Annotated in this window: 26 protein-coding genes; 13 read left to right on the top strand and 13 right to left on the bottom strand. The window is 49.0% G+C overall.

The features are described 5' to 3' along the window. Positions 1 to 140 precede the first annotated feature (140 nt). The 3 genes from N179_RS09195 (at position 141) to N179_RS09185 (ending at position 2844) form a co-directional block, all read left to right on the top strand. The gene (locus N179_RS09195; protein WP_053452466.1) at positions 141 to 722 is read left to right on the top strand and encodes a DedA family protein; all 582 of its coding nucleotides are present in this window, start codon (positions 141 to 143) and stop codon (positions 720 to 722) included. A 276-nt stretch (positions 723 to 998) separates the two neighbouring features. Continuing rightward, positions 999 to 2366 (top strand): PepSY-associated TM helix domain-containing protein, encoded by a 1368-nt coding sequence (locus N179_RS09190; RefSeq protein ID WP_075642747.1) that lies wholly within the window; start codon positions 999 to 1001, stop codon positions 2364 to 2366. Next, on the top strand, positions 2359 to 2844 hold the full coding sequence (locus N179_RS09185; RefSeq protein WP_075642746.1) for a FixH family protein: 486 nt from the start codon (positions 2359 to 2361) through the stop codon (positions 2842 to 2844). Before N179_RS09190 ends, N179_RS09185 begins: the two co-directional genes overlap by 8 nt. A gap of 66 nt (positions 2845 to 2910) precedes the next feature. Here the strand turns inward: N179_RS09185 and N179_RS09180 are convergent, their stop codons facing one another. Beyond that, positions 2911 to 3930 carry a hypothetical protein gene (locus N179_RS09180; RefSeq protein ID WP_075642745.1) on the bottom strand — a complete coding sequence of 340 codons (1020 nt, stop codon included), beginning with the start codon at positions 3928 to 3930 and terminating at the stop codon, positions 2911 to 2913. Positions 3931 to 4175: 245 nt separating this feature from the next. Between N179_RS09180 and N179_RS09175 the strand changes: the two genes are divergently transcribed. The 3 genes from N179_RS09175 (at position 4176) to N179_RS09165 (ending at position 7123) form a co-directional block, all read left to right on the top strand. Then, the gene (locus N179_RS09175; protein WP_023466846.1) at positions 4176 to 5546 is read left to right on the top strand and encodes a hypothetical protein; all 1371 of its coding nucleotides are present in this window, start codon (positions 4176 to 4178) and stop codon (positions 5544 to 5546) included. A 63-nt stretch (positions 5547 to 5609) separates the two neighbouring features. Next, positions 5610 to 6137, top strand: a complete 528-nt coding sequence (locus tag N179_RS09170) for a copper resistance CopC family protein (protein ID WP_023466847.1) — start codon at positions 5610 to 5612, stop codon at positions 6135 to 6137. Further along, positions 6134 to 7123, top strand: coding sequence for a copper resistance D family protein (locus tag N179_RS09165; protein ID WP_158024759.1), 990 nt, complete (start codon positions 6134 to 6136; stop codon positions 7121 to 7123). The genes N179_RS09170 and N179_RS09165 overlap by 4 nt, the downstream gene beginning before the upstream one ends. 50 nt (positions 7124 to 7173) lie before the next feature. Here the strand turns inward: N179_RS09165 and N179_RS09160 are convergent, their stop codons facing one another. The 4 genes from N179_RS09160 to N179_RS09145 all read right to left on the bottom strand — a co-directional run bounded on the left by N179_RS09160 (position 7174) and on the right by N179_RS09145 (position 11691). Then, positions 7174 to 8967 (bottom strand): acyltransferase family protein, encoded by a 1794-nt coding sequence (locus tag N179_RS09160; protein WP_075642743.1) that lies wholly within the window; start codon positions 8965 to 8967, stop codon positions 7174 to 7176. Between the two features lie 135 nt (positions 8968 to 9102). Continuing rightward, positions 9103 to 10452: a sensor histidine kinase gene (locus N179_RS09155; RefSeq protein WP_058265506.1), complete on the bottom strand. Its 1350-nt coding sequence runs from the start codon at positions 10450 to 10452 to the stop codon at positions 9103 to 9105. Beyond that, positions 10449 to 11138 (bottom strand): response regulator transcription factor, encoded by a 690-nt coding sequence (locus N179_RS09150; RefSeq protein ID WP_075642742.1) that lies wholly within the window; start codon positions 11136 to 11138, stop codon positions 10449 to 10451. Before N179_RS09150 ends, N179_RS09155 begins: the two co-directional genes overlap by 4 nt. Next, positions 11116 to 11691, bottom strand: coding sequence for a class I SAM-dependent methyltransferase (locus N179_RS09145; RefSeq protein ID WP_058713445.1), 576 nt, complete (start codon positions 11689 to 11691; stop codon positions 11116 to 11118). The genes N179_RS09150 and N179_RS09145 overlap by 23 nt, the downstream gene beginning before the upstream one ends. A 162-nt stretch (positions 11692 to 11853) precedes the next feature. On the opposite strand from N179_RS09145, the gene N179_RS09140 reads away from it, so the two are divergent. The 3 genes from N179_RS09140 to N179_RS09130 are packed head-to-tail and all read left to right on the top strand — an operon-like array spanning position 11854 to position 14282. Then, positions 11854 to 12897 (top strand): bifunctional transcriptional activator/DNA repair enzyme AdaA, encoded by a 1044-nt coding sequence (locus tag N179_RS09140; protein ID WP_023466857.1) that lies wholly within the window; start codon positions 11854 to 11856, stop codon positions 12895 to 12897. After that, complete coding sequence (locus tag N179_RS09135; RefSeq protein WP_075642741.1) at positions 12894 to 13940, top strand: DNA alkylation repair protein; 1047 nt, start codon at positions 12894 to 12896, stop codon at positions 13938 to 13940. Before N179_RS09140 ends, N179_RS09135 begins: the two co-directional genes overlap by 4 nt. Next, positions 13941 to 14282, top strand: a complete 342-nt coding sequence (locus tag N179_RS09130) for a GNAT family N-acetyltransferase (protein WP_055969973.1) — start codon at positions 13941 to 13943, stop codon at positions 14280 to 14282. 37 nt (positions 14283 to 14319) lie between these two features. On the opposite strand, the gene N179_RS09125 is transcribed toward N179_RS09130, so the two are convergent. Then, complete coding sequence (locus tag N179_RS09125; protein WP_035399136.1) at positions 14320 to 14898, bottom strand: AAA family ATPase; 579 nt, start codon at positions 14896 to 14898, stop codon at positions 14320 to 14322. 132 nt (positions 14899 to 15030) lie between these two features. Here N179_RS09125 and N179_RS09120 point away from each other — a divergent pair, with 132 nt between their 5' ends. Continuing rightward, positions 15031 to 15558 carry an NUMOD4 domain-containing protein gene (locus N179_RS09120; RefSeq protein WP_055969976.1) on the top strand — a complete coding sequence of 176 codons (528 nt, stop codon included), beginning with the start codon at positions 15031 to 15033 and terminating at the stop codon, positions 15556 to 15558. Between the two features lie 48 nt (positions 15559 to 15606). Here the strand turns inward: N179_RS09120 and N179_RS09115 are convergent, their stop codons facing one another. Together N179_RS09115 and N179_RS17040 are read right to left on the bottom strand one after the other, a co-directional pair. Then, the gene (locus N179_RS09115) at positions 15607 to 17256 is read right to left on the bottom strand and encodes a methyl-accepting chemotaxis protein (protein WP_075642740.1); all 1650 of its coding nucleotides are present in this window, start codon (positions 17254 to 17256) and stop codon (positions 15607 to 15609) included. A gap of 89 nt (positions 17257 to 17345) precedes the next feature. Beyond that, the gene (locus N179_RS17040) at positions 17346 to 17522 is read right to left on the bottom strand and encodes a hypothetical protein (RefSeq protein WP_023466867.1); all 177 of its coding nucleotides are present in this window, start codon (positions 17520 to 17522) and stop codon (positions 17346 to 17348) included. 145 nt (positions 17523 to 17667) lie between these two features. On the opposite strand from N179_RS17040, the gene N179_RS09110 reads away from it, so the two are divergent. Continuing rightward, a complete protein-coding gene (locus N179_RS09110) occupies positions 17668 to 18759 on the top strand; it encodes a GGDEF domain-containing protein (protein ID WP_075642739.1) in 1092 nt (363 codons plus the stop codon). 47 nt (positions 18760 to 18806) lie between these two features. Here the strand turns inward: N179_RS09110 and N179_RS09105 are convergent, their stop codons facing one another. The 5 genes from N179_RS09105 to N179_RS09085 all read right to left on the bottom strand — a co-directional run bounded on the left by N179_RS09105 (position 18807) and on the right by N179_RS09085 (position 23739). Beyond that, positions 18807 to 19214: an NUDIX hydrolase gene (locus N179_RS09105; RefSeq protein WP_075642738.1), complete on the bottom strand. Its 408-nt coding sequence runs from the start codon at positions 19212 to 19214 to the stop codon at positions 18807 to 18809. Beyond that, entirely contained in the window at positions 19211 to 19861 is a 651-nt protein-coding gene (locus N179_RS09100; RefSeq protein WP_075642737.1) for a Type 1 glutamine amidotransferase-like domain-containing protein, read from the bottom strand. The genes N179_RS09105 and N179_RS09100 overlap by 4 nt, the downstream gene beginning before the upstream one ends. A gap of 21 nt (positions 19862 to 19882) precedes the next feature. Beyond that, the gene (locus tag N179_RS09095) at positions 19883 to 21955 is read right to left on the bottom strand and encodes a methyl-accepting chemotaxis protein (protein ID WP_075642736.1); all 2073 of its coding nucleotides are present in this window, start codon (positions 21953 to 21955) and stop codon (positions 19883 to 19885) included. Positions 21956 to 22034: 79 nt separating this feature from the next. After that, positions 22035 to 23066, bottom strand: a complete 1032-nt coding sequence (locus N179_RS09090) for an ABC transporter permease (protein ID WP_075642735.1) — start codon at positions 23064 to 23066, stop codon at positions 22035 to 22037. Continuing rightward, positions 23059 to 23739: an ABC transporter ATP-binding protein gene (locus N179_RS09085; protein WP_083639933.1), complete on the bottom strand. Its 681-nt coding sequence runs from the start codon at positions 23737 to 23739 to the stop codon at positions 23059 to 23061. The genes N179_RS09090 and N179_RS09085 overlap by 8 nt, the downstream gene beginning before the upstream one ends. A 149-nt stretch (positions 23740 to 23888) precedes the next feature. Here N179_RS09085 and N179_RS09080 point away from each other — a divergent pair, with 149 nt between their 5' ends. Beyond that, the gene (locus N179_RS09080; protein WP_075642733.1) at positions 23889 to 24269 is read left to right on the top strand and encodes a hypothetical protein; all 381 of its coding nucleotides are present in this window, start codon (positions 23889 to 23891) and stop codon (positions 24267 to 24269) included. Further along, positions 24266 to 24619, top strand: coding sequence for a hypothetical protein (locus N179_RS09075; protein ID WP_075642732.1), 354 nt, complete (start codon positions 24266 to 24268; stop codon positions 24617 to 24619). Before N179_RS09080 ends, N179_RS09075 begins: the two co-directional genes overlap by 4 nt.

Here is a 24619-nt window from a genome sequence, read left to right as displayed (position 1 = left end):
ACGTGACTTTAAATCATCGATGATGATCTCTTTTGATCGGAAAAGTATAACTAAAGAAGAACTTAAGAAATGGATAGGGCTCAACTTCAGAAAAATCGGGGATACTGAAAGTAGAGAGAAACAGAAAGAAGGGATACGTGATGGATATCATGGCACTCGTCCGCCTGGCTGGCGGAATCATGTTCACCCCATTGTCGGACGATGTCTTGATGATGAGTTTTGCAGCACTTCGATTACGAGAGGGGATGTACCCGGTCGTCATCTGGTTGACCGCATGGCCGGTCTTCTTCATCGCCTTTACGTGGTTTTATCTACTTGCTCGGTTCTTCCGTGAGATTCCGCTCGTCAAACGCTGGATGAAGTCACGTTTCTTAGAACGAGCAGAAACGATCATCGAACGGCGCGGGTTATGGGCGATCGGACTATCGTTCTTCTTACCCGGCGTCAGACATCCGATTCATTATGTCGCCGGACTCCTCGGTTATCCGTTACCTCGTTATTTAGTAATGACATTCTTAGCAGCAGGCGTTTATACAGGACTCTGGACTTTTTTGATCGTCCGGATCGGAGAAGCTGTGACGTGGTCGGAGCTGTGGAACTGGCTTCAGGTGAATCCCGGAATCATCAGTGCGATCGTAGTCATCTTAATCGGTCTAGTAGTAACAGGTATCGTATATCATCGGCGTCAAAAGGAATCAGTCGAGGAAAGTTCTTCAATATAAAAACATCACACGAGCAAGCGAATCCAGATTAGGATTCGCTTTTTTAGATGAAGTTTGGTTTTATGAATAAGGATAGTTTTTTGAAATAAGAAGTAATCTACAAGAAAAGTGAAATCATTGTCAAAAAAAGACGTTTTTCACTTCTTAAAAGCTACGTGATTTACACACTGTATTGGCAATTTATCGTCACAAGCAAGTGGCTGAAATTGGATTGTAAACGCTTATACTAGAAGGTGTTCACAGAGTGGACATATTTATTGCCAGAGGAGGATACATATGAATCTCATGCAGACGGAAGAGACGGTCAAAAAAGCACCGACTTCTTCTGCTCACCGGACGATTTGGCGGTGGCATTTTTATGCTGGTATCATTTTTGCACCATTCCTCGTCATGCTTGCTGTGACAGGATCCATTTATCTTTTTAAGCCACAAATCGAAAACGTCCTGTATCAATCGTATTATGCAGTTACACCACAAGCAGATCGCATCACTGCGACGGAACAGATTGATCGCGTCAAAGCGAAGTATCCCGATGCACTTGTCACGTCGTACCGACCGGGTGAATCCGACGATCGATCCAGTGAAGTGAAGGTTTCGTCACCAGACATGTCGGCGACGGTCTTCGTCAATCCGTATTCCGGTAAGATCATCGGAACGTTATCAGACGATGACCGGATCATGAATAAAATCGAAGAGATCCATGGGGAGCTGATGGCGGGAACAACCGGTGACCGGATCGTTGAACTCGTTGCCTGTTGGGCAATCGTCTTGATCGTGACGGGACTGTTTCTATGGTTCCCGCGTAAGCAAAAGGGACTGTCAGGTGTCTTGTTCCCGCGTCTTCGTCAAGGCAAGAAGTTATTCCGTCGTGATCTCCACGCTGTTCCAGCATTCTGGATCACAGCAGGGATGCTGTTCCTGATCTTGACTGGCTTACCGTGGTCCGGTTTCTGGGGAACGAACTTCCAGTCACTCGTCACCAACCAAGGTCTTGGTTATCCACCGTCCATCTGGGGTGGGGAAGCACCGAAGTCAACTCTTCAAACGAAGGATATCGCAGAAGTCCCGTGGGCTGCCGAAACACTTGATGTTCCGCGATCGAAAGTCGAAGGAGCCGTCCCAGCTTCGATTGATGACATCGTTGCGATCGGCAAACAACAAGGGATGGACCCAAGCTTTAAGATCAGCATCCCGAGTGATCCGAGTGGAATCTATACGCTGTCCGCGTTTCCAGCGAAGGCACAGGATGAAGCGACGATTCATCTCGATCAATATTCCGGTGCCGTGCTCGCCGATTACCGCTATGACAACTATGGCGTCGTCGGTAAAATCGTCGCGACCGGAATCACGCTTCACAAAGGAACAGAGTTCGGCTGGTTCAACCAGTTAATCAGTCTGCTGATTTGTCTTGGCATCATTCTTATTGCAGTCAGCGGTTTCTATCTGTGGTTGAAGCGGAAACCAAGCAAGGGGATGGGGGCGCCGAAAGGACCGAAAGCATTCATGTTGAAAGGATTCCTTGCCGTGCTCGTCGTACTCGGTATTTTGTTCCCGCTTGTTGGACTCTCATTACTCATTGTCGGGCTACTCGATTTCCTCATCATCCGTCGTATTCCAAGTGTGAGGAGGTTCTTCAATGCGTAAATCGATACAAACACTCATGCTCGGCGGACTGCTCGTCACGACGACGAGTCTTGCTGGCTGTGCGGTCGATTCCGATGCAGCAGAACAGTATGCCGTAGCTAAGCCGTTATCGATCAAAATGAATATCCCAAAGGACTTACAACCGGATGCGAAGAAAAAGCAGACGTTTGAAGCAACAGTCTGGCGTGAAGCTAAACCGGTTCAAAAAGTCGATTATGTACATTTCGAAATCTGGAAAGCGGATGGAACAGTACGCTATAGTATGGAACCGGCAGAAGAGACAAAGCCAGGTGTCTATACGATTGCGAAGGTACTACCGAAATCCGGCTTGTATTATGTCAAAGCGCATGCAAGCAGTGAAAGTGCGATGATCATGCCAACACGGCAGTTCATCGTCGGTGAGTTATCGAAAGAAGATTTAAAAATCTTACAAGGTGGAGCAAAACCAGCTGGCGGAAGTAGCGGTCACCATCATTGAAGAATAATGAAATAAAAAATGAGAGGGCGGAATACTATTCCGTCCTCTCATTTTTCGTATAGACGATTAATCGTCATCACCATGATCTCCGTGATCATCCCCGTCATCGTCTCCATGATCGTCTGAATCATCATCTTGATCATCATCTTCTGAGTCATCCGAAGAATCATCGTCATCCGAGTGCTCATCTTCTGATTCGAGTTCCTGTCCATTATAGAACTTGATCTGGACGTGTAACGTTTTGATGTTTGGTAATTGAAGCGCCTGTGCGACTAACGTTAATAATTCTTCTTCCGTCATCGATGGTGTGACGAGAAGACGATCTTTTAACGTCGCAACGTCAGTAATACCGATCTCGTCTTTAAAGCGCAATTCTTTCCGTTGATGTTCATTACTGTAACGCCACTCGAACTTTTTCTTATTCGTATCCGTCACTTTGATCATGATCCGTTTGAGTTCTTGATTATTTTGAACGCCGTCTTGATCCGTATCTTCCTGATCATCTCGTGTTCCATCCTGATCGCTATCTGCTTTTGTTGGATCAGAACCGAGTTCAAATTCGTCTTCGTTGATAAGCGTATCCCGGTCCCGGTCTTCTTCATTGTCTTTGATGCCATCACGGTCTGAATCCTTTTTCAATGGTTGCGTACCGACGATGAACTCTTCTCGTGTCGTCAATCGATCCTGATCTTGGTCTTCTTTATCATCAGAAATACCATCTTGATCAGAATCCTTCTTCAACGGATTTAGATGCGCTGTGTATTCTTGTTGATTCGTGAGTGAGTCGCGGTCCGAATCCTCTTTCCCATCCTTGATCCCGTCACGATCCGAATCCGATTTAGTTGGGTTGAGACGAAGTTGATACTCTTGTACATTCATCAAACCGTCGCGATCGTGATCTTTTGTTGCGACTTGTTTTCCATATCCCAAATGATATTGTTTTTGCCAAGCATCTGGAATCCCATTTTTGTCTCGATCGACTTGCACGACAGGTTTCTTCTTCGCTTTACTTTTTGCTTCGACAGGTCCAACTGCTTGCGAGACGACGAGCGAAGCAAGTACTGCGCCAATGACAATCCGTTTCATAAGTCCACTCCTGTTCTATAAAAGATAAAAGATGAGGTTATAAGAAGATTCTAATGAAATGATTAGAAAATAAGTTGGCTATTTCGCGAAATGAGTAAATAAAAACTAAAAAATAATGAAAGTGCTACATAAGTTTATTTCGTCAGAAAAAATATTTTAAATAAAAAATGTAAAAAGATAAAACCATTCGTGAACTCCTTACGTTATCTATGTGAAGTCCAAAAAATCAAAGGGGTGTTCATAAGATGAAGATGAAAAAGTCGTATCTCGCTGTTCCGCTTAGTGCCGCATTGTTGATTCCAGCAGCAGGTGTCAGTGCTCACGGTCATGAGGACCATAGTAAGATGTCTCACAGTTCAGGAAAAGTCTCCCTCGATGTCTCATCTCCAGCATCGGATTTACGAGCGACACTCGATCAAATTCTATCTGAACACGCGTATCTCGCAGTCGTTGCGATGCAAAAAGGAATTGATGGTAAAGAAGATTTTGAGCAGGCAGCCGGTGCCTTGAATCAAAACACGGATGATTTAGCGGCAGCTGTTGGTTCCGTCTACGGGGAAGAAGCAGGCGCTGCCTTCAAAGAAATCTGGGCGAGCCATATCGGTTACTTCGTCGATTACGTCAAAGCAACTGGTGCCAAGGACGAAGACGCGAAACAAAAAGCATTGAAAGAGCTTGATGAGTATCGTGTCGAACAGGCTGCGTTCCTCGATAAAGCAACGGAAGGACGTCTGAAGGCAGCGGATCTCGAAGCAGGACTAAAAGTCCATATCACGCAACTGTTAACATCGTTTGATAGCTACGTTGCTGGTGATTATGATGCTGCCTACAGTAATCTACGTAAAGCAATCGAGCATATGTATATGGTGGGAGAAGGGTTATCTGGTGCGATCGTCGATCAGTACCCAGATAAATTCAAAAATACGAAAGTTGATACACCAGCAGCTGATCTTCGTGCCGGACTGAACCGAAACTTCTCTGAACACGCGGCGCTTGCAGTGCTCGCGATGCAAAAAGGAATTGACGGAGCAAAAGACTTTGACGCTGCGGCCGGTGCCTTGAATCAAAATACGGATGACCTGACAGCTTCGATTGGCTCTGTTTATGGTAGTGAAGCAGCGCAACAATTCAAGAAGATTTGGTCGAGCCACATCGGCTACTTCGTTGACTATGTCAAAGCAACAGGTGCGAAAGATGATCAAGCACGCGACATGGCTGTGAAGGAACTTGATGAGTACCGTGTTGAACAGGCAGCATTCCTCGATGCAGCAACAGAAGGACGTTTGAAAGCGAAAGATTTGGAAGAAGGATTAAAGGTTCACATTGACCAACTCTTGCTTGCTTTCAATAGCTATAATGAAAAAGATTACGACAAAACGTACCCAGCGATTCGTGAAGCGTACGCGCATATGTACGGTGTAGGGGAAGGGACTGCGACAGCAATCGTCGATCAGTTCCCAGATAAATTCAAAGGTGCACCATCTGGAATGCCGAACACTGGTCTCGGTGGTATGCAAGAAAAAGCATCGACGACAGGTATCGTCTGGTCACTGCTTGGTATCGCAGCAGCATCGATCCTTGGATTCTTCGCACTCCGTCGTCGCCCGCAACAATAAAGGACGACCCGCTGGTGACAGCGGGTTTTCTTGTACACATCAAGCAGAAAGGAGGTAAACGACATGCGCATCATCCGATTTGCCCTTCTGTTCCTCATTTGTCTGTTGCCCATATCGGTCGAAGCACACACGAGTTTAAAAAGCTCGAATCCGGCAGATGGATCGGCATTATCTGAACCCGTCGATCGGATCCGCTTGACGTTCAGTGAGGCTGTTGAAAAAACGAGCACCTTACGTGTAGTAGACGCGAATGGAGTTGAACAAGCCCTTGCGAAACCACTTATCATCGGAAATGAACTGAGTGCTGTCGTCTCAGAGCCTTTAACGGAAGGAAAATACACGATCAAGTGGGCGTCGATTTCAGATGATGGTCATCCCGTGAAAGGAACGATCCGTTTTACGGTACTGGGTGCGGCAAAAGCTGAAACAAGCACTGTAGAAAAGGCTGAGCCGATGGAAAAAAAAGCAGCAGTCGTTCCTGAAGCAGAGCCTGTTTCAAAAGGACTCGTTCCGACACTGCTCCCATGGATCGTCGGGGGACTGTTAATCAGTATCGTCATCCTTCTCGTGTTACGTCGTCGTTCGACATGAGTGCGTTTCTAGGAGAACTACTCGTCTATATGGGTGGAGCGCTTTGGATGGGCTATTTGGTATTATGCTTCATCCCAACGAAACGAAAACCGCTATTAATGGACGGTACGTCGTGGGCGGTAGCGGGACTCGGGATGCTCGTTCTTGGAACGAGCATCCCGGTCTTTGGTGCCGTTCGTTTTCTACTTTCGACGCAAACGATGACAGAGGCTCTTCGAACAGGATTACTGGAGTTGCATATCGGTCGGATGTTTCTTGTCGTTTACTTCTCTGCTTTACTCCTATTGATCGTATTCGCATGGCAAAAGCGACGATCCATCCTGCTCGCACTCTTGACGATCCCGTTATGGATTGGCATCGCAGGAACGAGTCACGCGGCGGCCAAATACGGTGCGCTCGGGTGGACGCTTCAGTTTAGTCACTTCTTATGTGTGACAGCTTGGATCGGTGTCGTGTTTTTGGTAGCCATCGGTGCTCGCTCGACCGTTCATTGGTCTGCCTTTTTAAGTTGGTTCAGTCCGTTTGCCCGGATCGCCTTTACGGGTGTCATCCTGTCAGGGCTGTTACTGATGCAACTGGCGATTCCGCTTGAACGTTATCCGAATCTCTGGGGTGTGCCATACGGTCAAGCGTTGTTGCTGAAGCACCTTTTATTGTTACCGCTTTTGTTCTATGCTTTCTGTAATGGCACGCTTGTTCGGCGTCGGTTGCGTTTTGACTCAACGTACGATCCGCGTCCGTTACTCCGGATGGAGAGTATCATTTTAGTATTGCTGTTCATGGCGAGTGCTTCACTCAGCCGTCTCGAACAACCGACGCTAGGGCAACTACCGACCGGTGATCCAGTGGGGAATGGATGGGTTTTGATGATGGGGATTGCAACCTTACCACTGCTTTTACTAGGATATCGTCGGCATGCAGTGGGTATCTTGCTGAGTTTATTCAGCGTCAGTTTGATTTATCTTGGGTTGCTAGCGACAGGATGAGTATAAAAAACAAGGTAGCGGATCGTTCCGCTACCTTGTTTGACGTGGTCTTATTTCGTTGAAACAGCGCAATTCGTTGCTTTCGCAAGAATCTTCGAATAGGCACGTGCGCCCTTGATATTCAAATGGACACCATCTGCTTCGAAGTAAGATGGATGTTTGACGGCAACAGCATGCCAGTCGATCAGTTCGACACGCTTCCGCTTCGATGCCTCCCGTAACATCTGATTGACTTCTGCTTCCCACGGACGCGGGACGCGTGCAGTGACCAGATAGACGTGATCGGCATTTGCGAATTGATCGAGCAAACTATTCAATTGATCCTTCCGGAAGCTACCGTTCGTTCCGAGGTGGAGAATGACTTGGCGTCCGTGCTGATTGTACGCCGCATACTGCTCACTCAGCGGAATCGCTTCTCGCAGCTGACGACCGAGTTTCGCATCAATCGTCAATTGCTTGAGCGTACTGCCGAGATAATCTTCGACACCGAGTAAGACCGAGTCCCCGATCGCAAGCGTCGGTCGACAGATTTTTCGCTGATCGGGCTTTGCTTTTGGTGTCGTCGGTTTCAGGATCGGCTTCGGTTTTTCTTTTGGCGCCGCTATCTTCTCGAAAGCAGGTTCTGGCTTCGGCGTATCGGAGACAGCAAGAATCGATAAGTTACCGATGAAGCTGACGATGAGAATCGTCAACACGGCAACACTCGTCCACTGCATCGTTGAAAACTGACGTAACTGTCGCGGATGTAACGACAGACGTTCTAAATAACCGGATAGTCCGTGCTGACGAATCGGACGTTCGATAAAGCGATACGATGCTTCGGTTAACGCAATCAGCACAACGACGATCAACACGGTCCGAAGTAATGAGAACGTGCCGATTTGCTCGACTGGCGTTATCAGTGTGATGACGGGAAAATGCCACAGATATAGACCATACGATCGTTTACCGATCGCAACAAGTGCTGGATGCGCAAACCATTGACTCCAAATCGACGCCGGATGAGCAATTGTAGCAATCAATAGTGCAGCAAGGACGGCGACAAGGAAAAAGCCACCCCGGTATAAGAAGCTTCCGAACTCACTTGTGACAATCATCAATATAAGCAAGAGTGGCAAAGTAACGGCACCTATTTGATTCAGTAACCGGACACCACGTTTTGGGATATCGAGCTTAAAGCGGGTTGGTTGCCACGCGAAAGCGAGTAGACTCCCAATCAATAGGGCGAATAACCGAGTATCCGTGCCATAGTAGACACGACTTGGATCTTCACCAGGTGTGAACTGAATCGCCATCGCAAGCACGGATGCACCGATCGCAACGCCCATCAATTGCAGGAACAAGCGACGATTTTTCATTCCGAACCAAAGTAAGATCGGGAATAGCAGGTAGAACTGCTCCTCGATTGCGAGCGACCAAAGGTTTTGAATCGGTGATGGCTTACCGAACGACTCGAAATAGGAGACGTCATGGAAGATATACCACCAGTTCGTCCCGTAAATGAGCGCAAAGGCACTATCTTGGCGAACCGTATGCAACAGTTCGCGTTCAAAGATGGTTACGTACCCGAGAACGAGTAACAGCATGACGAATAGGGCCGGGAACAGGCGACGGAAGCGATGAATCCAAAATCGTTTCAAATCGAGGCGTCCGGTCGTCTGCCACTCGCGTAACAAGAGACCGGTAATCAGATAACCGGATAGGACGAAAAAGAGATCAACACCGAGGAAACCACCGGAGAAGAATGAAACCGACAGATGGTAGAGAATGACAGATAGAACAGCGAAGGCACGTAAGCCATCAAGCCCTGGCATATATGTAATCGAACGAGACGAGTATTTCATAAGACACGAACAACTCCTTTAAAACGACAACTAATTTCTAACAGTCTTTAGTGTATCGAATTCCAATTTCAAAGAAGTGTCTAAGAAGTAACAACCTGACCAAAAAAGCACCCGATGCGCACATCGGATGCAGGCTTATGAAATATGTGGAAAACGACAGGTCACGATGAAGCGGTTGTCTTGTGAAGTCAACGCGACGTTCCCCGCATGACGCGCCATGATTTGCTGAACAATCGACAGACCGATGCCGGAGCCACCAGACGAGCGGGAAGCATCGGACGTCCCGAACGGTGTTAGCCATTCGTTTAGTTCCTCTAGCGTATAAGTCGATTCAATCGCATTTGAACAGATCAGCTGGATACCTTCTGCGTCGTCGTTGATGGTAATCCGAAGATCACCGGTCCCGTGAAGCGTCGCATTGCGAATCAAATTCTCAAGCAAGCGCCGTAAGAGCATCGGATCGGCGAAGAGAGTCGCGTGTGCAGGACCATTGACAGTAGAAGAAGTGCCAGGAAACAGTTCCAGGACTTGTTCCGTCAGTGTGACGAGATCAAGCGATGTCCGTTCGACTGGATAATCGGTGTTCGATAATTTAGCGAGCGTGAACAATTCGTCGATCCGGGAAGCGAGCGTTTCTGACTGTCGGGTGACGATCGCTAGAAGCTCCGTCCGTTCCGTCGCGGATAACGTCTCGTGTTTTTCGGTTAGCCACTGGATGAAGCCTTGGATTGAGGTCAACGGAGTCCGTAGGTCGTGCGACAGACTCGTGATCAATCGCAACTGCTCGACGAACCGCTCCTGGTCGCGTACGCGTAAGGTGCGGAGTTCCTGTTCGATTCGTTCGATCGATTGGGCGAACAACTTGAATTCCTTCGGTCCTTTGACGGGAGGTAACGGTTCCGTTGGCGCTGGTTCGACCGTCAACCGTTCAAGCCGTCGCTCGAGTTCGCGGAACAAACCAGCGATCCAACGTGTTAAAAGCAGTAAAAAGACGATGAACAAGACGACTTGTAAGATGAAGAAGGCGTTCGAATTACCGACTTGATATTCATTGAGTGTTGGTTTATCGGACTGAACAGTCAAAAAATAGCCAGGCTCACGGGTTCCAAGATTGATCGCTTCGATATGGTGCAATGTCCTAACCTTTCCTGTGTCTGATGGCTCCCGCTCGGTTGGTGTTTGCTCAGCAAGCAGTCGGCTCGGTGTTAAGTCTTTTGGATACTTGTCGGAAGCGCTGACCAGACGACCATTGGCATCGTATACTGCCCACTCATAGGGCCCGGTCGGTATTTGTCCATTTTGATAACGTATAATGTCCTCTTTAACAGCGCTCACCGTGTCTTCTTCCGTCGTGTAGTAGTAACGGGGAACCGTTTTTCCACCAAGCGGCAATTGACTCGCCAGCAACCAGGCAAGTGCCGTACTCAAAAATGCAGCGAGCAGAAGTAAAACAAGCATCCAGACCGTCAATTTGATCCGTCTCATGGTTCGACCTTATAACCGACGCCCCAGACCGTCTGGAGGTAGCGTGGTTCTTTCGGAACGTCCTCAATCTTGTCACGGAGCTTATGGATCAAGACCATGACAGCGTTCGATGCGGAACCGAGTGCTTCCTCCTGCCAAACCCGCTCATACAGGTCGTCAGCCGAAAAAACGCGACGCGGATGATTCAAGAAGAGCGCCAGGCAATCAAATTCACGGCGGGTCAGGGCAAGCGGAACATCATACTTAAAGATGACGCGTTCGTCTTCTTTGAGCGTGAATGGTCCCACCTGGACTGCTGAAGTAGTAGTTGGGACATGATACTGGCTGACACGTCGCAGTAGTGCTTTGACGCGGGCGACGACTTCAAGCGGATTGAACGGTTTACCGATGTAATCGTCCGCCCCGAAGGTCAAACCTTGAATCTTATCCATATCTTCGCGTTTCGCTGTCAGCATCAAGACGGGTAACGTGTGACCGGCAGCGCGCGCAGCTTGAACGGTCGAGAAGCCATCGCAAACGGGCATCATCACGTCGAGTAACATCGCATCAACTGGACGCGTTGCAAGAGTCGTTAACGCCTCCTCACCGTTTTCGGCTTCGAGGATCTCGTAACCTTCATTTGTTAAATAGAGTCGAAGCAATTGACGGATGTCTGCTTCGTCATCAACGATCAAGAGTGTAGGCATGATTCATTTCCTCCTGTTGCACCCCCTCGAAGACGTAAGCCGGGGGCAGATTGTAGAGCGTGTGCGAATAGCTGTGTTCTTGGAAATAGTCCCGGAACATCTTGAACTGGAACCGGGTGTATTGAAAGGCGATGAAGTGACCGCCTGGTCGTAGTAACGTTTGGAATTGTGCTAATAAGTCATGCCGCAACGCTGCCGGGAACGACGCGAACGGGAGACCACTGACGATGACGTCGATCTGTTCGCTCCATGAATCGGATAATCCTTGAACGTCACCAATGAAGAGAGTGACGTTCGTTTCCTGAGCCAGTAATTGTTCGAGTGCCGGGCGGAACGTTTCGCTCCGTTCACAAATCAAGAGATGTGTCTCCGGTGAACGAGCGGCCAGTAAAGCTTTGGTAATCGCTCCGTCACCCGCTCCGACTTCAAGAATTTGGCGTGGACGATCGGCGACGGCGCGTCGTGCCATCATTTCAGCCAGACGTGGACTGCTCGGTGCGATGGCTCCGACACGGAGTGGTGCGTGAAGTGCTTCTTTTAAGAAATCAAACATGAAAACCCTACTTTCCGTTGAGTATATCATGTAGTATGCACATCGTCCCTTTCGAAAACAGGACGATGTTTCTTAAGTGAATCTTAAACATATCAATGCCTGATTTTCGGCGACATGATGACCGGACAAGCCGGTATACTAAGGACAAAGGAGGGGAAGGCGATGGAACATCACACGTATTATGAAGCGCTCGTTCGCCGAGACGCAACGTACGAAGGGACGTTTTTCGTCGGCGTCAAGACGACCGGCATCTTTTGTCGTCCGACGTGTCCGGCACGAAAACCGAAAGCGGAGAACTGTGAGTTTTTTGAGACGGCGCAAGAGGCATTACTTGCCTCTTATCGACCGTGCCGTCGTTGTCATCCGCTTGCTTATCCCGGAGATCATGGTACGATTCAACGCTTGATCGAAGCGGTCGAGGCAGAACCGGACAAACGATTCAAGGAAGCCGATTTTCGAGCACTTGGTCTCGATGAATCAACGGCACGCCGCCAGTTCAAGAAACGCTTCGGAATGACGTTCGTCGCGTATGCTCGGGCACGACGGATGGGGCTTGCGATGAAGGAGATCCGGACCGGTAAGCCGATCATCGAAGGGCAGTTGGCTGGAGGTTATGAATCGAGTAGTGGTTTTCGTGAGGCGTCAGCACGGATTCTCGGGCAGGCACCGTCGCGCTTTGACGGGCAGGTCTTACGCGCGAAATGGCTTGATACACCACTCGGTTCGATGCTGGCGATTGCTGACGATCAACTCTTACATCTGCTCGAGTTCGTCGACCGACGTGGACTGGAGCGGGAAATCGAACAATTACGTCAAAAAGCGCGCGCTGTCATCGTTCCCGGGGAATCACAGGTCTTTGGACAAATTGAAGCGGAGCTCCGTCGTTACTTCAAAGGAGAGCCGGTATCGTTTCAAACACCTTTGATGCGATACGGGACGCCATTTCAACGCCGCGTCTGGGAAGAACTCGAACGGATTCCGAGTGGGGAGACGATCTCGTACCAAGAGCTGGCGATCCGGATCGGTCAACCGACTGCTGTTCGTGCCGTCGCACGAGCGAATGGAGCGAACCAACTGGCAATCGTCATTCCGTGCCATCGGGTCATTCGGACGAATGGAGATTTAGGTGGATACGCGGGTGGACTCGCACGCAAGGAAACATTGCTCAAACTGGAGCGCACACAGAGAGGACTGGATGAAGGATGAGTTTGATTAAAGATGTATTTTCACCGAGTTGGCTCGACCGCTTAGGAGCAGCGGTCGATGTACCGGATTTTCGAAGACGAGTCGAGCAGGGAGACTGGGAAGAACTCGCGTTTAAACAACGTGTCCGTCGTGTGGCGGAGACGCTGGAGACGATCTTGCCACCGTTTCCGGACTCGGTGTCGGAGCTAGAGCGACTCGCACCGCAGTTTACTGGGCTACCGGGAATTGTTTTTCCAGAGTATGTCGAACGAACGGCAGACCTTTCTGACTGGACGCTTGCGATAGAGATACTTGCCAAGTTGACGCAACATTCGACGTCGGAGTTCGCCGTTCGGCGTTTTCTACTTGTCGATCAGGAACGATATCTCGACCAGGCACTCAAATGGACAACATCAGACGATGAACACGTCCGGCGCTTAGCGTCTGAAGGAACACGCCCGCGTCTGCCGTGGGGACAAGCGATTCCGCGTTTGATTGCTGATCCGCGTCCGGCGTTACCGATTCTTGACGCCTTACTACAGGATCCGTCACTTTACGTCCGAAAAAGTGTCGCCAATCACTTGAACGATATTTCAAAGACACATCCGGAATACCTGATCGAGCGAATCGAACGTCACTTAGGAACAGATCCGAATACAGACTGGATTTTACGCCATGCTTCGCGGACGTTACTGAAGCGCGGAAATCCAGAAGTGTTACAGTTGTTCGGACACGTCACGCAAGGTGAGGTCGCGGTGACGGACTTGGTCGTCTCACCAGTGACGATTGGTCAAGAGTTACAGTTTTCGTTTCAAGTAAACAGTTCCGTCGAGCAACGTCTGCGTCTTGAATACGCGATCGATTACGTCAAACAACGCGGAACGAGTCGGAAGGTGTTTCAACTGCGGGAGCGGGAAGTTAAAGGTGCCTTACAAGTTGAACGACGCCAATCGTTTCGGAACATGACGACGCGTGTCCATTACCCTGGTACACATACATTGACGATTTTGATTAACGGAGAGGCTTACGCGACAGCAACGTTTGAGGTCGAGGAGGAGAGCTGAATGCAAGGACGACATCCGGATTTTACGACGTCGCGCCTGTTTGTCGAAGCAACGGATGACGAATCGGGTTGCAAGTGGACGTTGCATGCGTTGCGTGAGAAAACGATTGTCGGGACGATTACCTTCACATGGAATGCATCGACCGGAAACTTACGTTATACGACGACTGATGAGGATGATCAGCACGGATACATTACAGAAGCGTTGACGTCGATTTTGTCGTATCTCGCACGGACGTTATTACTGACGTATGTTTACGGCGAAGCGGGCAATGCGGCGGTCTGGCGTCGGAACGGATTTCAGTTGCAGGCGAATCGATATGAACGCAAACTCTATCATTAAAGCCCCGCCTGCTGAGCAGGACGGGGCTTGTTTGTGATTAGACCGTTGTTTTGGACCAGTTGAAATGATCGCAAATCGTTTCTGCACTTTCACGTGCACTTAATTGTTCCGTATCGAGGAAGAGATAGTTAACGTCTGGTAGTTCGCCTGGCAGCGAGCGTGTTCGGTATCCGTCCGCCGTCTCGCGTAAGTCTTGTTCAGAAGCGGCGAGATCACGCTTCGTTACTTTGTGCGTCAATCGGTTTTCAGTCGTGTTTCGGTGCAGGCGAGTTGCGACTGGCGCATCGAGTTCAACGATGTAGACGTCAGCACCTGCTTGTTCGAATAACTCAACTGTCTCTTCGATGAACTCAAGACCGCCGCCTTCGACGCCGAATAGACAGAGGAACGTAAACAGGACACCTTCGAGCGAGCTGTTCGCCATTTCCTTGAACATCTCGCGCCGGATCGTATCCTTTAAGCGGTGATGTGCGGGTTCAGAGAAATCAAAATAAGGCAATAACAGGTCGATCGTCTGGTGGTTATGAAAGACTTTCATCTCCGTCAATCGTTCGATTTCCTGACCGATCGTCATCTTTCCGACCGCTTGGGGACCGAGTAACAAGACAAATTTCATAGACGAACCTCATTTCCTTTTTCTGCTAATAATAGCACATTCCGACGAGTGACATCACTAGAACGTTTGTTCGTAATTTGATATAATTCAAGTATGAAGTCCCGTCGTGTCCTTGTCTGAAGGAGGACAACCATGCAAGAACAATGGAAAGCCGTCATCGGCTATGTAGGTATATATGAAGTCTCATCGCTAGGTCGCGTAAGATCGCTCGACCGAACGATCGTGACGTGTCGCGGTGTCCAGCAACGACGAAAAGGTGTCTTGCTCCGTCCGCGACTCAATCGGGAAGGGTATCGCAAAGTCACGCTTTATCAACGTGGTCGAGGAGAGCGGATGCAAGTCGGATTGCTTGTCGCAAAAGCCTTTCTGACGACAGACGTCACGGAAGCACAACTCGTCCGGCGCAATGGTAAACGGGCTGACGATCAGTTGTCGAACTTAGAAATTCTGGCTTCGATCGATCAGCAGTATAACGAACTACTTGGTGAGTTTGATCTCTTGTTAAATCAACATGTGACGCTATCACCGTTTCAGATTCGAACGATTCGCGTGCAGTACGAAAAAGGGAAGACGATTCGTCAATTGGCAGAGCAGTATCAGGTGACGGAGAACCGGATTCGCAACATCATCGATAAGAAGGAAGCACGTTATATCGGCTGAGTCCAGAATAAAGGAGCGTTTACCAGAGATGGTAAGCGCTCCTTTGATTTAAGACGATTGTTCGCCGGCACGAACGGTCTGTTGCAACGAACTGATGCGTGACTCGAGTACCGCACTATGTGTCTTCAGTTCCGTCTGCTGGTTGACGTGGTGTTGCATCTGTTCCCCGAGGACTTGGCTGTAAGAAGAGAGCTCCGACATCAACTGCTGAACGGACTGTAGATGTTCCTGCATGTTCGACTGAACGTGGACGACGATTTGACGTTGTTGTTCGACGGTACCCAGTGTCGTCTCAATTGTCGTCGCTTCAGTCAGCATTTGTTGCAAGTGTGCCGTTGCCGTCTCGAGCTGTTGCGATGTTGAGAGAAAACGTTCGGTCATCTGCACGATGGCTTGTTCGACTTGATCGAGTCCCGCCGTCCATGTCTGATTGACTTGACGGATGTGATCTGTACTCGTTCGGATATCGATTGCGAGTTTTTCGACTTCCTTGGCAACGACGATAAAGCCACGACCGGCTTCTCCAGCACGGGTTGCCTCAATCAGCGCGTTCAGCGACAAGCGGCGCGTCTCTTCAGCAACGCGCTGAATGTGCGAGATTGAGGTCTCCATCTGTTGCTGTAGGTGTGAGGTCTGTTGCAAAATCTGCTCTGTCGTCGCGGATTGTTCCTTCAGTAACTGGCTTTCCTCTTGTAAGGTCTCAAGTGTCGTGTGATTCGTCTGAACAGTCTGTTGAAAACGGGTTACGGCATGTTGGCTGTTGAGAAGTGTCGTTTGCATCTCACTTAACGCATCGTGCCCTTGAGCGGTCAAACGTGTCGAGGCGACGATTGTCTGATCCATTTGCGACGATTGCGCAAGTAAAGAACCGGCGACTTCATCGACGGCTTGGACTGATTGATCCATCGCGGATAAGCGCGAAGAAAAGTGGGGTTGGACGGATTCGAGTTCCTGACTCGCTTGTTGCATCTCAGCCGTTAAATCTCCGATCTGTTGCATCAACTGATTGTATTGAAACGTCAGCTGTTGTAACTCAAAGGTCGTCGTCTTGAGTGTTAATGGACGATACGATCGCTTCGCATGCGCTTCTTCAATCTGTAAGGAGAGTTTCGATAGTGGGGCGAGTTGTCTTCTAATTCGTGAGCGAATCAAGAGGCTGATACTGACAAGCGTAATCAAACTGACCCAGACGAGTGTCCAAGCTAAATCTCGAGCAGGGGCGATTAATTTATCACGATCGGTCGTTAGTAAAATGACGTCATCGAGTTCCGGAATCGTCATCGCAACAAGAAACTGGTCTTGATTCGAAAAAGCATATGTACGGGCTGTTTCTAAGTGCTGTTGTAGTTGTTTTCGTTTTGCCGGTTCGAGTGTTAGCGGTCGGAACGCCTCACTCGTTTTCAGGCTTTGAAAACGAATCGAATAGTCGTCACGTGATAAGTCGGTTCGCTGTTGCTGTTGCAATCGTTTGATGGCACGCGAGCGGTCTGTGGTGTCATCCGGATACGCAAGAAACGTTGCCCGGACATTCGCGTCGAACATCGTTAACTCACGCATCAGCCGTTCCTCAGTTGCTGCGACGGATTGTTGATACGATGCGTAAACGCTTAGACCGCTGATCACAATCAGTCCGATGGCAACGATCGGAATCAGCCATCCATTTAGTTGTTGTGCTAATAATCGTTTTTTCATAAGCATAAAAAACATCTCCTCCCGTGTACCTATCGGAAGGAGGGGTCGCAACATGTATGAAGGTGTTGTACGGCTTGTGTAAAGGTCTTGTGAATCTAGTTCACGTAAATCGGTAGGACAGTCGCAAGGTGTGTCATAAGTGCTTGTGTCTCTTCTTTTGGTTCGGATGTGACATAAATGATCAACGCAGCAGCAACGATGACGAAGATAGCGATAACGAGAATAATGAAGAATGGCATCTTACTTTTTCGTTTTTCAGCTTGACGGTCCATAAAAGATTCCCCCTTAATGATGTAGACGATAGACATATTTGTTTGATTCCCTCTCCTCTTGTTTGAAAACCTTGGAAAAAGAGGGGAATGTGTAATTTGGAGGGAATAGAGTAAACATCTGAAATGGAATGAGGAGGATGTCGTCGTGCTTACGTTGCTTAATTCATTGTTGTTGAACTTCTCACTGTTGATTGCGACATTGCTGTTTGCGTTTTTACCGCTACGACGGATCGAGAGAATTTCGCCCAACTCCTCCTTACAAGTCCGACTCGTGATTGGTTGTATCGCTGGTGTGATTGGTGCCCTGTTGATCTTTAACAGTATCTCCTATGACGTTGCAAAGATTGATTTGCGTCTTGTTGCGCTCGTCACGGCGTACTTTTACGGCGGATTAGTCAGCGGTAGCATCACGATGCTATTCATCATCGGCGCCCGATTTGCGGTGACACCAGCTGGTGAATACCAAGGACTGATTCTGACGACCTTGATCTGTGTCGCGTTACTCGTGACAGCGACGATTTATCGACGGTTCGCTGCTCAACGGATGAAGGATTATCTCGTGTTGCTTGGAACAGGGATCGCATACAGCTTACCGGCGCTCTATTTATTAACGAACACGTTCGAGCGGTTTTTAGAGATTGCGCTCGTCTATATCATCGTCATCATGATTGGTGGCTACGTCACCTATCGTTTCTTACAGGAATTAAAAAAGCACTTTTTGTTCGTCCACACACAACAGGAACTGGCTTTAACGGATGGGCTGACGCAACTGGGAAACCGCCGGAAGCTAGATGAAACGTTAGCCGAGTACGCTCAGAACGGAACAGTCTTCTCCGTCCTCATTCTCGATCTCGATCATTTTAAATCAATCAATGATACATACGGACACGAAGGGGGTGACGTCGTTTTACGACAACTCAGCCATCTCTTGCAATCGTATTGTCCAGAACAGGGCGTCGTCGGTCGGTACGGTGGTGAAGAGTTTGTCTTACTGTTGCCGGACGTACCACTTCGACAAGCGGAACGACTGGGGGAACGGATTCGATCTGCCTGCGCCGATCAACACTTCGTTTATAAAGAGCACCCCGTTTTTCATGTCACGTTATCGCTAGGTGCCGCTTCATCCGATCAAGCATCGACTGTATTTGAGACCGTCCAGAAAGCCGACTTAGCATTATATGAAGCCAAACAAACTGGCCGAAATCGTGTTGTCTGTTATCGAGATCCTTTACTGTAAATACAAACTGCCCCGCTCGACCAACTGGTCAGGCGGGGCAGCTGTGTTTAGCGATGCAATAACGAAAATACATCATGGCGTTCAAAATCAGCCAAAATGTTCGGGGCAATTAACTGACGAATTGTTGTTTCGTCCGCCCAGAGATAAGCGTCGTGTTCCACTGATAATTGAACGTCTGTCTGATTCGTCGAACAGATGTACATCAAGAGAATGATTTGCCGATCGGGATGCGTCAGGAAGCTCGAGGCATAGAGGAGACGCTCTGGGGTAACCGTCAACTGTGTCTCTTCTTTTATCTCGCGAACGAGACTATCGACTGGCAATTCACCGAAGTCGATCTTGCCACCCGGACATTCCCACGTGCCGCCACCGAAGTCAGCAGCAGCCCGGCGGACGATCAGAAGACGTTGCTCGTGAATGATGATGCCTTTGACGGCAGGAACGATTGCTGTCATTTGACGGGACTCCGCGACAATATGACGGGATCGATTCCTTCTGTTTCGACGAGGTGCTGATCGCGTAGATAGATCCCACTCTCGTCAGCAAGTCCGAAAGCACGGTCTGCGCTTTCTTCCGTAAACGATTGCACGAGATGGGCAGCTTCGCCCCACGTCTCGTAATGGACACAGACGACCGCGTCGTTCAGTAAGGCAAGACCAGGCAAGCTAAGACGTCGATTGTCGCGTTGGTCGATCTCCGGAATGATACACCGTTCGGGCGAAACGAGGGCACCAGCTGAAAAACCGACGACCGGAACACCATCTACGAAACGCGACTGAATGATGTCACCGATCGGTGTACCGACCAAGTATTGCTGATACAATTCGGTCTCGCCACCGGAGATGATGATGCCTTGACACTGTTTCAGTTGCGCGAGTTGTCCGTCTGTTGGTGCGTCAGATAGTGGCAGATGGACGAAAGACGAAATGCCATCTTCCTGTAACGGCTTCGTATAGATCGAGGCGTAACGCGTCCAGTCCTTACCGATCCGCGGAATGTATAGAATCGCGACCGGTCCACCGTTCGTTAATGTAGCAAATCGTGTTCGTAAGTTCGGTGTAAAAGGAGGACCGCCTCCAAAGAGGAATAAGTGAGTCGGCATGAGGCATGTCTCCTTTCAAGTTTAATCCAGTGTATAGCGGTTGATCGTCTCGTGCAACTCACGGGAGAGCGTATAAATCTCTTCCGTCAGCGTATGGACGACATCCATTCGTTCGCTGAAAGCGAGTGATTGCTCGGATGCATGTTGGTTGTCTTGAGCGCTGGCGATGATTCCGGCACGCAGCTGTTCGGCTTGTGCGACGAGGTGGGAAGCGGTCGATAAGACATCCCGGTTCGTTTCCGAAAGGGCGGCCATATCAACAGTGACACCTTTTGACTGGGTGACGATCGAATCAAACGATTGCGTCGCTTCCGTGACGCGAACGACACCGTCTTGAACGGCAACGGTTCCGCGTGCCATGGCGTCTTCGAGTTGTTTTGTCTCCAGTTGGATCGAATCGATTGTTTCCTGGACGCGAACCATTGACTGTTTCGATTGGTTGGCAAGATTCTGAATCTCGCGTGCGACGACAACGAATCCTTTGCCTTGTTCCCCGGCACGTGCGGCTTCGATCGAAGCGTTTAATGAGAGAAGATTCGTTTCGTTAGCGATCGATTCGATGATGCTGATGATCTCTAAGATATTCTCGGAAGCGATTTGGACGCGACGTGATTTATCGGCAGCCTCATCAATCGCATTTTGAATCGATTGCATCTGTTCCGTGACGGCATGGAGATCCGAACGTCCGGTCGTTGCAAGATTTTCTGAACGACTAGCGCTATCGACGACGAGAGCCGACGTTTGCGCGTTCTGCTCGATTGTTGCCGTCAAGGATTGTAAGGACGCTGTATGCCCATCAAACGCGCCAGACTGTTGCTGGGCGGTTGCGGCAATTCCAGTCATTGCTGTTGCCATCTCTTTTGTTCCGTGTCCGGTCTCTTCGGCTTCAACGACGAGCTCAGCGAGAGAGTCATCAATCGTCCGTGACATTGCATCGACTCGCTGTACCAAATTGATTAAAGAGAGGCGCATTGTCTCGAATAAACGGGAGAGCTGTCCAATCTCATCACGTGACGTCGCAACGACCGGTTGTGATAAATCGTGTTCGGCAATCGCGCCCGCACTATGCAGTAACGCGCGAATTGGTCGGACGAGCGTGCGTGTGAAGAGGATCGCAGCAAGTGCTACCAAAGCAATTAACGCCACTAACGCAATCAATAGCTTTTGGACGAAATCAGATAAAGAAGCAAACACTTCTTCCGTATGGACTTCTGTGATCAGTCCCCAGTTGAGACCAGCGATTTTTAGTGGTGTGAAGGACGTCACGACTTCATGACCATCGGTGTCCGTTGTTTCTGTCGTTTTCGTCTGACCGGCAATGACTTGTTTGACTGGCGTCGACTGGACCCGTTTTTCGCCGACTTCCGTCTGTTTTGTCGCTCGGAAATCAGAGCGTAAGCGTTGATCGGCACCAACAAGATACGATTCACCGGTTTTGCCGAGTCCAGCCGTTGTTTTCATGATCTGATTGATTCGATCACCGGCGAGCTGAAGCGCAAGAACTCCACGTGGTTTGTTCGTCTTTGAGTCGACATAGGGAATCGCAAAGAAAGCAGCAGGAGCTTTTGACGGTTCGTAGTACGCATAATCAGCAATGACGCCTGTTTGTTTTGTTAAGGCGTCCTGATACGCTTTTCCGAGCCCTGACGATTTGAGATCACCGGTGACGACATTCTGACCGAGATCCGGTTCTTTGAACGCCGTATAGACGACATTTCCGTCCGAGTCAATGAAGAAGACATCATAGAAGCCGAACTGCTCGATATATTGATTGAAGTAGGTATCGAATTTTTTGGCTTCTTGCTGATACGAATCATTCGTAAGTCCACCATCTGCAAACTGTTTCGTCAGCGGTGCGAAGGCTTGCTGGACTTGTTCGTTCTCTGCTAATGCTTCGAGGTTCAAAAATTTCTCATCGATATGTTGTGTGACAGTCGCTTTTTTGGCATCACGAATCGCCTCAAGTTTCGCGTAAGCTTCGTCCGTTAAGGCACTCTTCGTTTCAACATACAAAAACGAACCGATCAAGACGATCGGTACGATTGCAAGACCGAGGAAAGCGAGTAACATTTTCGGATACAGACCCCACTTCATACGCATACACTCCGTTCGTTTTAGATTACCTTTAGTGTACGAAAGGAACACGAGAAGAGATATTGGATTTCCATATCTTTTAAATGACTTTATTTTCCGTAGAAGCTGTAATACGAGAGTCAACGAGCCGATAGAAGCGCTGCTTTCTAAACCACAGGGCGTGTTGTTTTACTTCTTGATACAGGACGAACAGAACGAAGGCGATGACAAGACCACGTCCAATCCATGGTAAGACGAGAAGGCCATAGTTCATCGCAGCGAATAGCTGGAGTAAAAAACGACGTTTACTCGGATCTCGCAGATACGTGATCAGCGGGAGTTGCTGATGCGTCTTCTTGAATAGTCGCGGATGAAGGAGTGGTCGCTTTCGATGCGACGGTTTTGGTAAAGCACCGTTCAGTTCAAGGACAGTCGCCGATAAACTCGACTGTCGTTTCGTTGACAACAGGATATCCTCCGTCAATCCGTCCTCACGCAGTGACCAGTGCCGGACATGAAGGGATCCGAACAGCAACACACACAGTGCGACGACGAAGAGGACAGGGTGCGGTTGCAGCCAAAGCAGGAGTAACAGGCTGATGCGTCCGGTTGCTAGGACGAGGTGACCGCTCCATTTTCGCAAGAACCGTTGCCCGGATAAGCGATACGTCCAGAAGCTAAAGAACGGTTGAAGTAAAGCGAGCGTGAGACTAGTCAGCAGTACTGTGATGTTGGACTGATCAAACCGAAGGAGATGTAACGGAAAGCAGAATAGTTGTAAGCCGGCAGTTAATAGAAAAATCCGCACGAAGTGATACCGAACGGAATACCACTTCATTCGAACGATCGCTCCAGGAACTGGTTTGAAGAAAAGACGATCCGCTGGTTCGAACCAGGCGTAAAAGGCGGGCAGGAATCCATACAGAATCCATCCGAGTAAAATCCAAGCGACCGGAACTGTTTGAACCCAGTCCGCTTGACCATTTAAGATTTGAATCGCTTCATAGATGATGAGCAGACCGACTGGAACGACGAGATAGAGCAAAATCGTCCAATCGAAGATTTCTCGAAAGAAGCGACGTTGTTCCGCGTGCCGTCGACGGATCCGTTGCTTCAAAAAGGTTTCAATCATGCTCGAGCACCATCGCTTCCATGATGTCGAACAAGCGAGCGCCGGGTTGACCAGAGGCTTCACCGATTTGAGCGAGTGTTCCTTGATGTTTGATGCGCCCCTGATCAATCCAGACGAAGTCGTTACACAGACGTTCCGCGGAATCGAGGACATGGGTGACGAGCAGAATCGCTACGCCACGCGTTCGTTCTGCTTCGAGTAAATGTAACAAGCGAATCGTCGCGACCGCGTCAAGACCAACGAACGGTTCATCGATGATTAAGCAGTCCGCGCGTTGCATCAAAGCACAGACGAGCATCACCTTCTGTTTCATTCCTTTAGAGAAAGAAGAGACATAGTCACCTGTGACGGCATGCAGTTCAAACGTCTGTAAGAGTCGTTCTGTATAGGCATGATCCGTCTCGTGGAGCGAGGCGACCAGCTCAAGGTGCTCGGCGAGCGTCAAATATTCGTAATAGGTCGGCAGCTCCGGAATATAGGCGAGTGAGACCGGTAAATCGATCTCTCCTTCGACCCAAGGTAGCGTACCGAACATCGCTTGAACCGTCGTACTTTTTCCCGCACCGTTCGTACCAATCAAACCGGTGATGGCTCCAGGCTGTAAGGTAAACTCAATCTCTTGTAAGACGGGCTGACCGACGTCATAACCAGCTTGGCGAATGGATACATGCATGTGAAACATCTCCTTTCACTTCATCTACTGATAGAAGGAGAAAAATGTTTCACAGCAATAAAAATCGGCAGAACCATAGTAAAAAATGTAACAGGTTAAAAATAACAAATGGGCTATAATGGAAATATCAATTTTAGAGGATGATCACGATGCAAACAGTCGAACGAATTTATTACCGGGAGTCCGGTATGGGAAAAGGACAGACGTTTTGGTGGGACCGTGCAAGTCAAACAGTTCGAGCAGAAGATGAAGAAAATCGATTGACAGCACCCGGAGAACGTATACTGACACAAGACGATCTAGCGTTCATGGATGCGTGGATGAGGAAGTATGATCTAGTAGCGTGGGAGACGTATCCTGAGTCAGTGCATGAGATGCTAGACGGGACGGATTGGACGCTTGAAGTAACGACGAATAAACAAACCGTCTGTATCAGTAAGTCAAATGTCTATCCACCCGGATGGAGGAACATCCGTGACGCGTTGTATCGTTTTTTCACATTACAAGCGAGTCAGGAGGGGCAGCGATGAAACGAACATGGTTGTATGTGATTCCCTTTGCTTGGTTTGGACCCTATTTTGATTGGAAAGAAGGTTCACTTCTAGGCTATGCCTTATTTTTGTTTGGACTCGGTGCTCTATCGTATTCACTTGCGCGGAGTGGGAAACCGAAAGATATCGTCATCGGAAATCTAGTTTCGTTTGCGATTTCATACGGGATCGCGCTCAGCGTAGGGAGAGGATATGGCGAAGGGTACTTCAATCCATTGACGGTCAGTCAACTAGTGATCGGAGTAAGTATCTTGAATCTGGTTGTACAAATACCAATCGTGATGCATGCGATTCAACGACGAGCGAAACAAAGTAAAAGCGCTCCTTAA

Origin of the sequence: Exiguobacterium indicum HHS 31, assembly GCF_001939065.1 — a bacterium.
GTDB classification, from domain to species: domain Bacteria; phylum Bacillota; class Bacilli; order Exiguobacteriales; family Exiguobacteriaceae; genus Exiguobacterium_A; species Exiguobacterium_A indicum.
The sequence above is the reverse complement of the archived record's forward strand: the minus strand, read 5'-3'. Positions and strand labels throughout refer to the sequence as shown.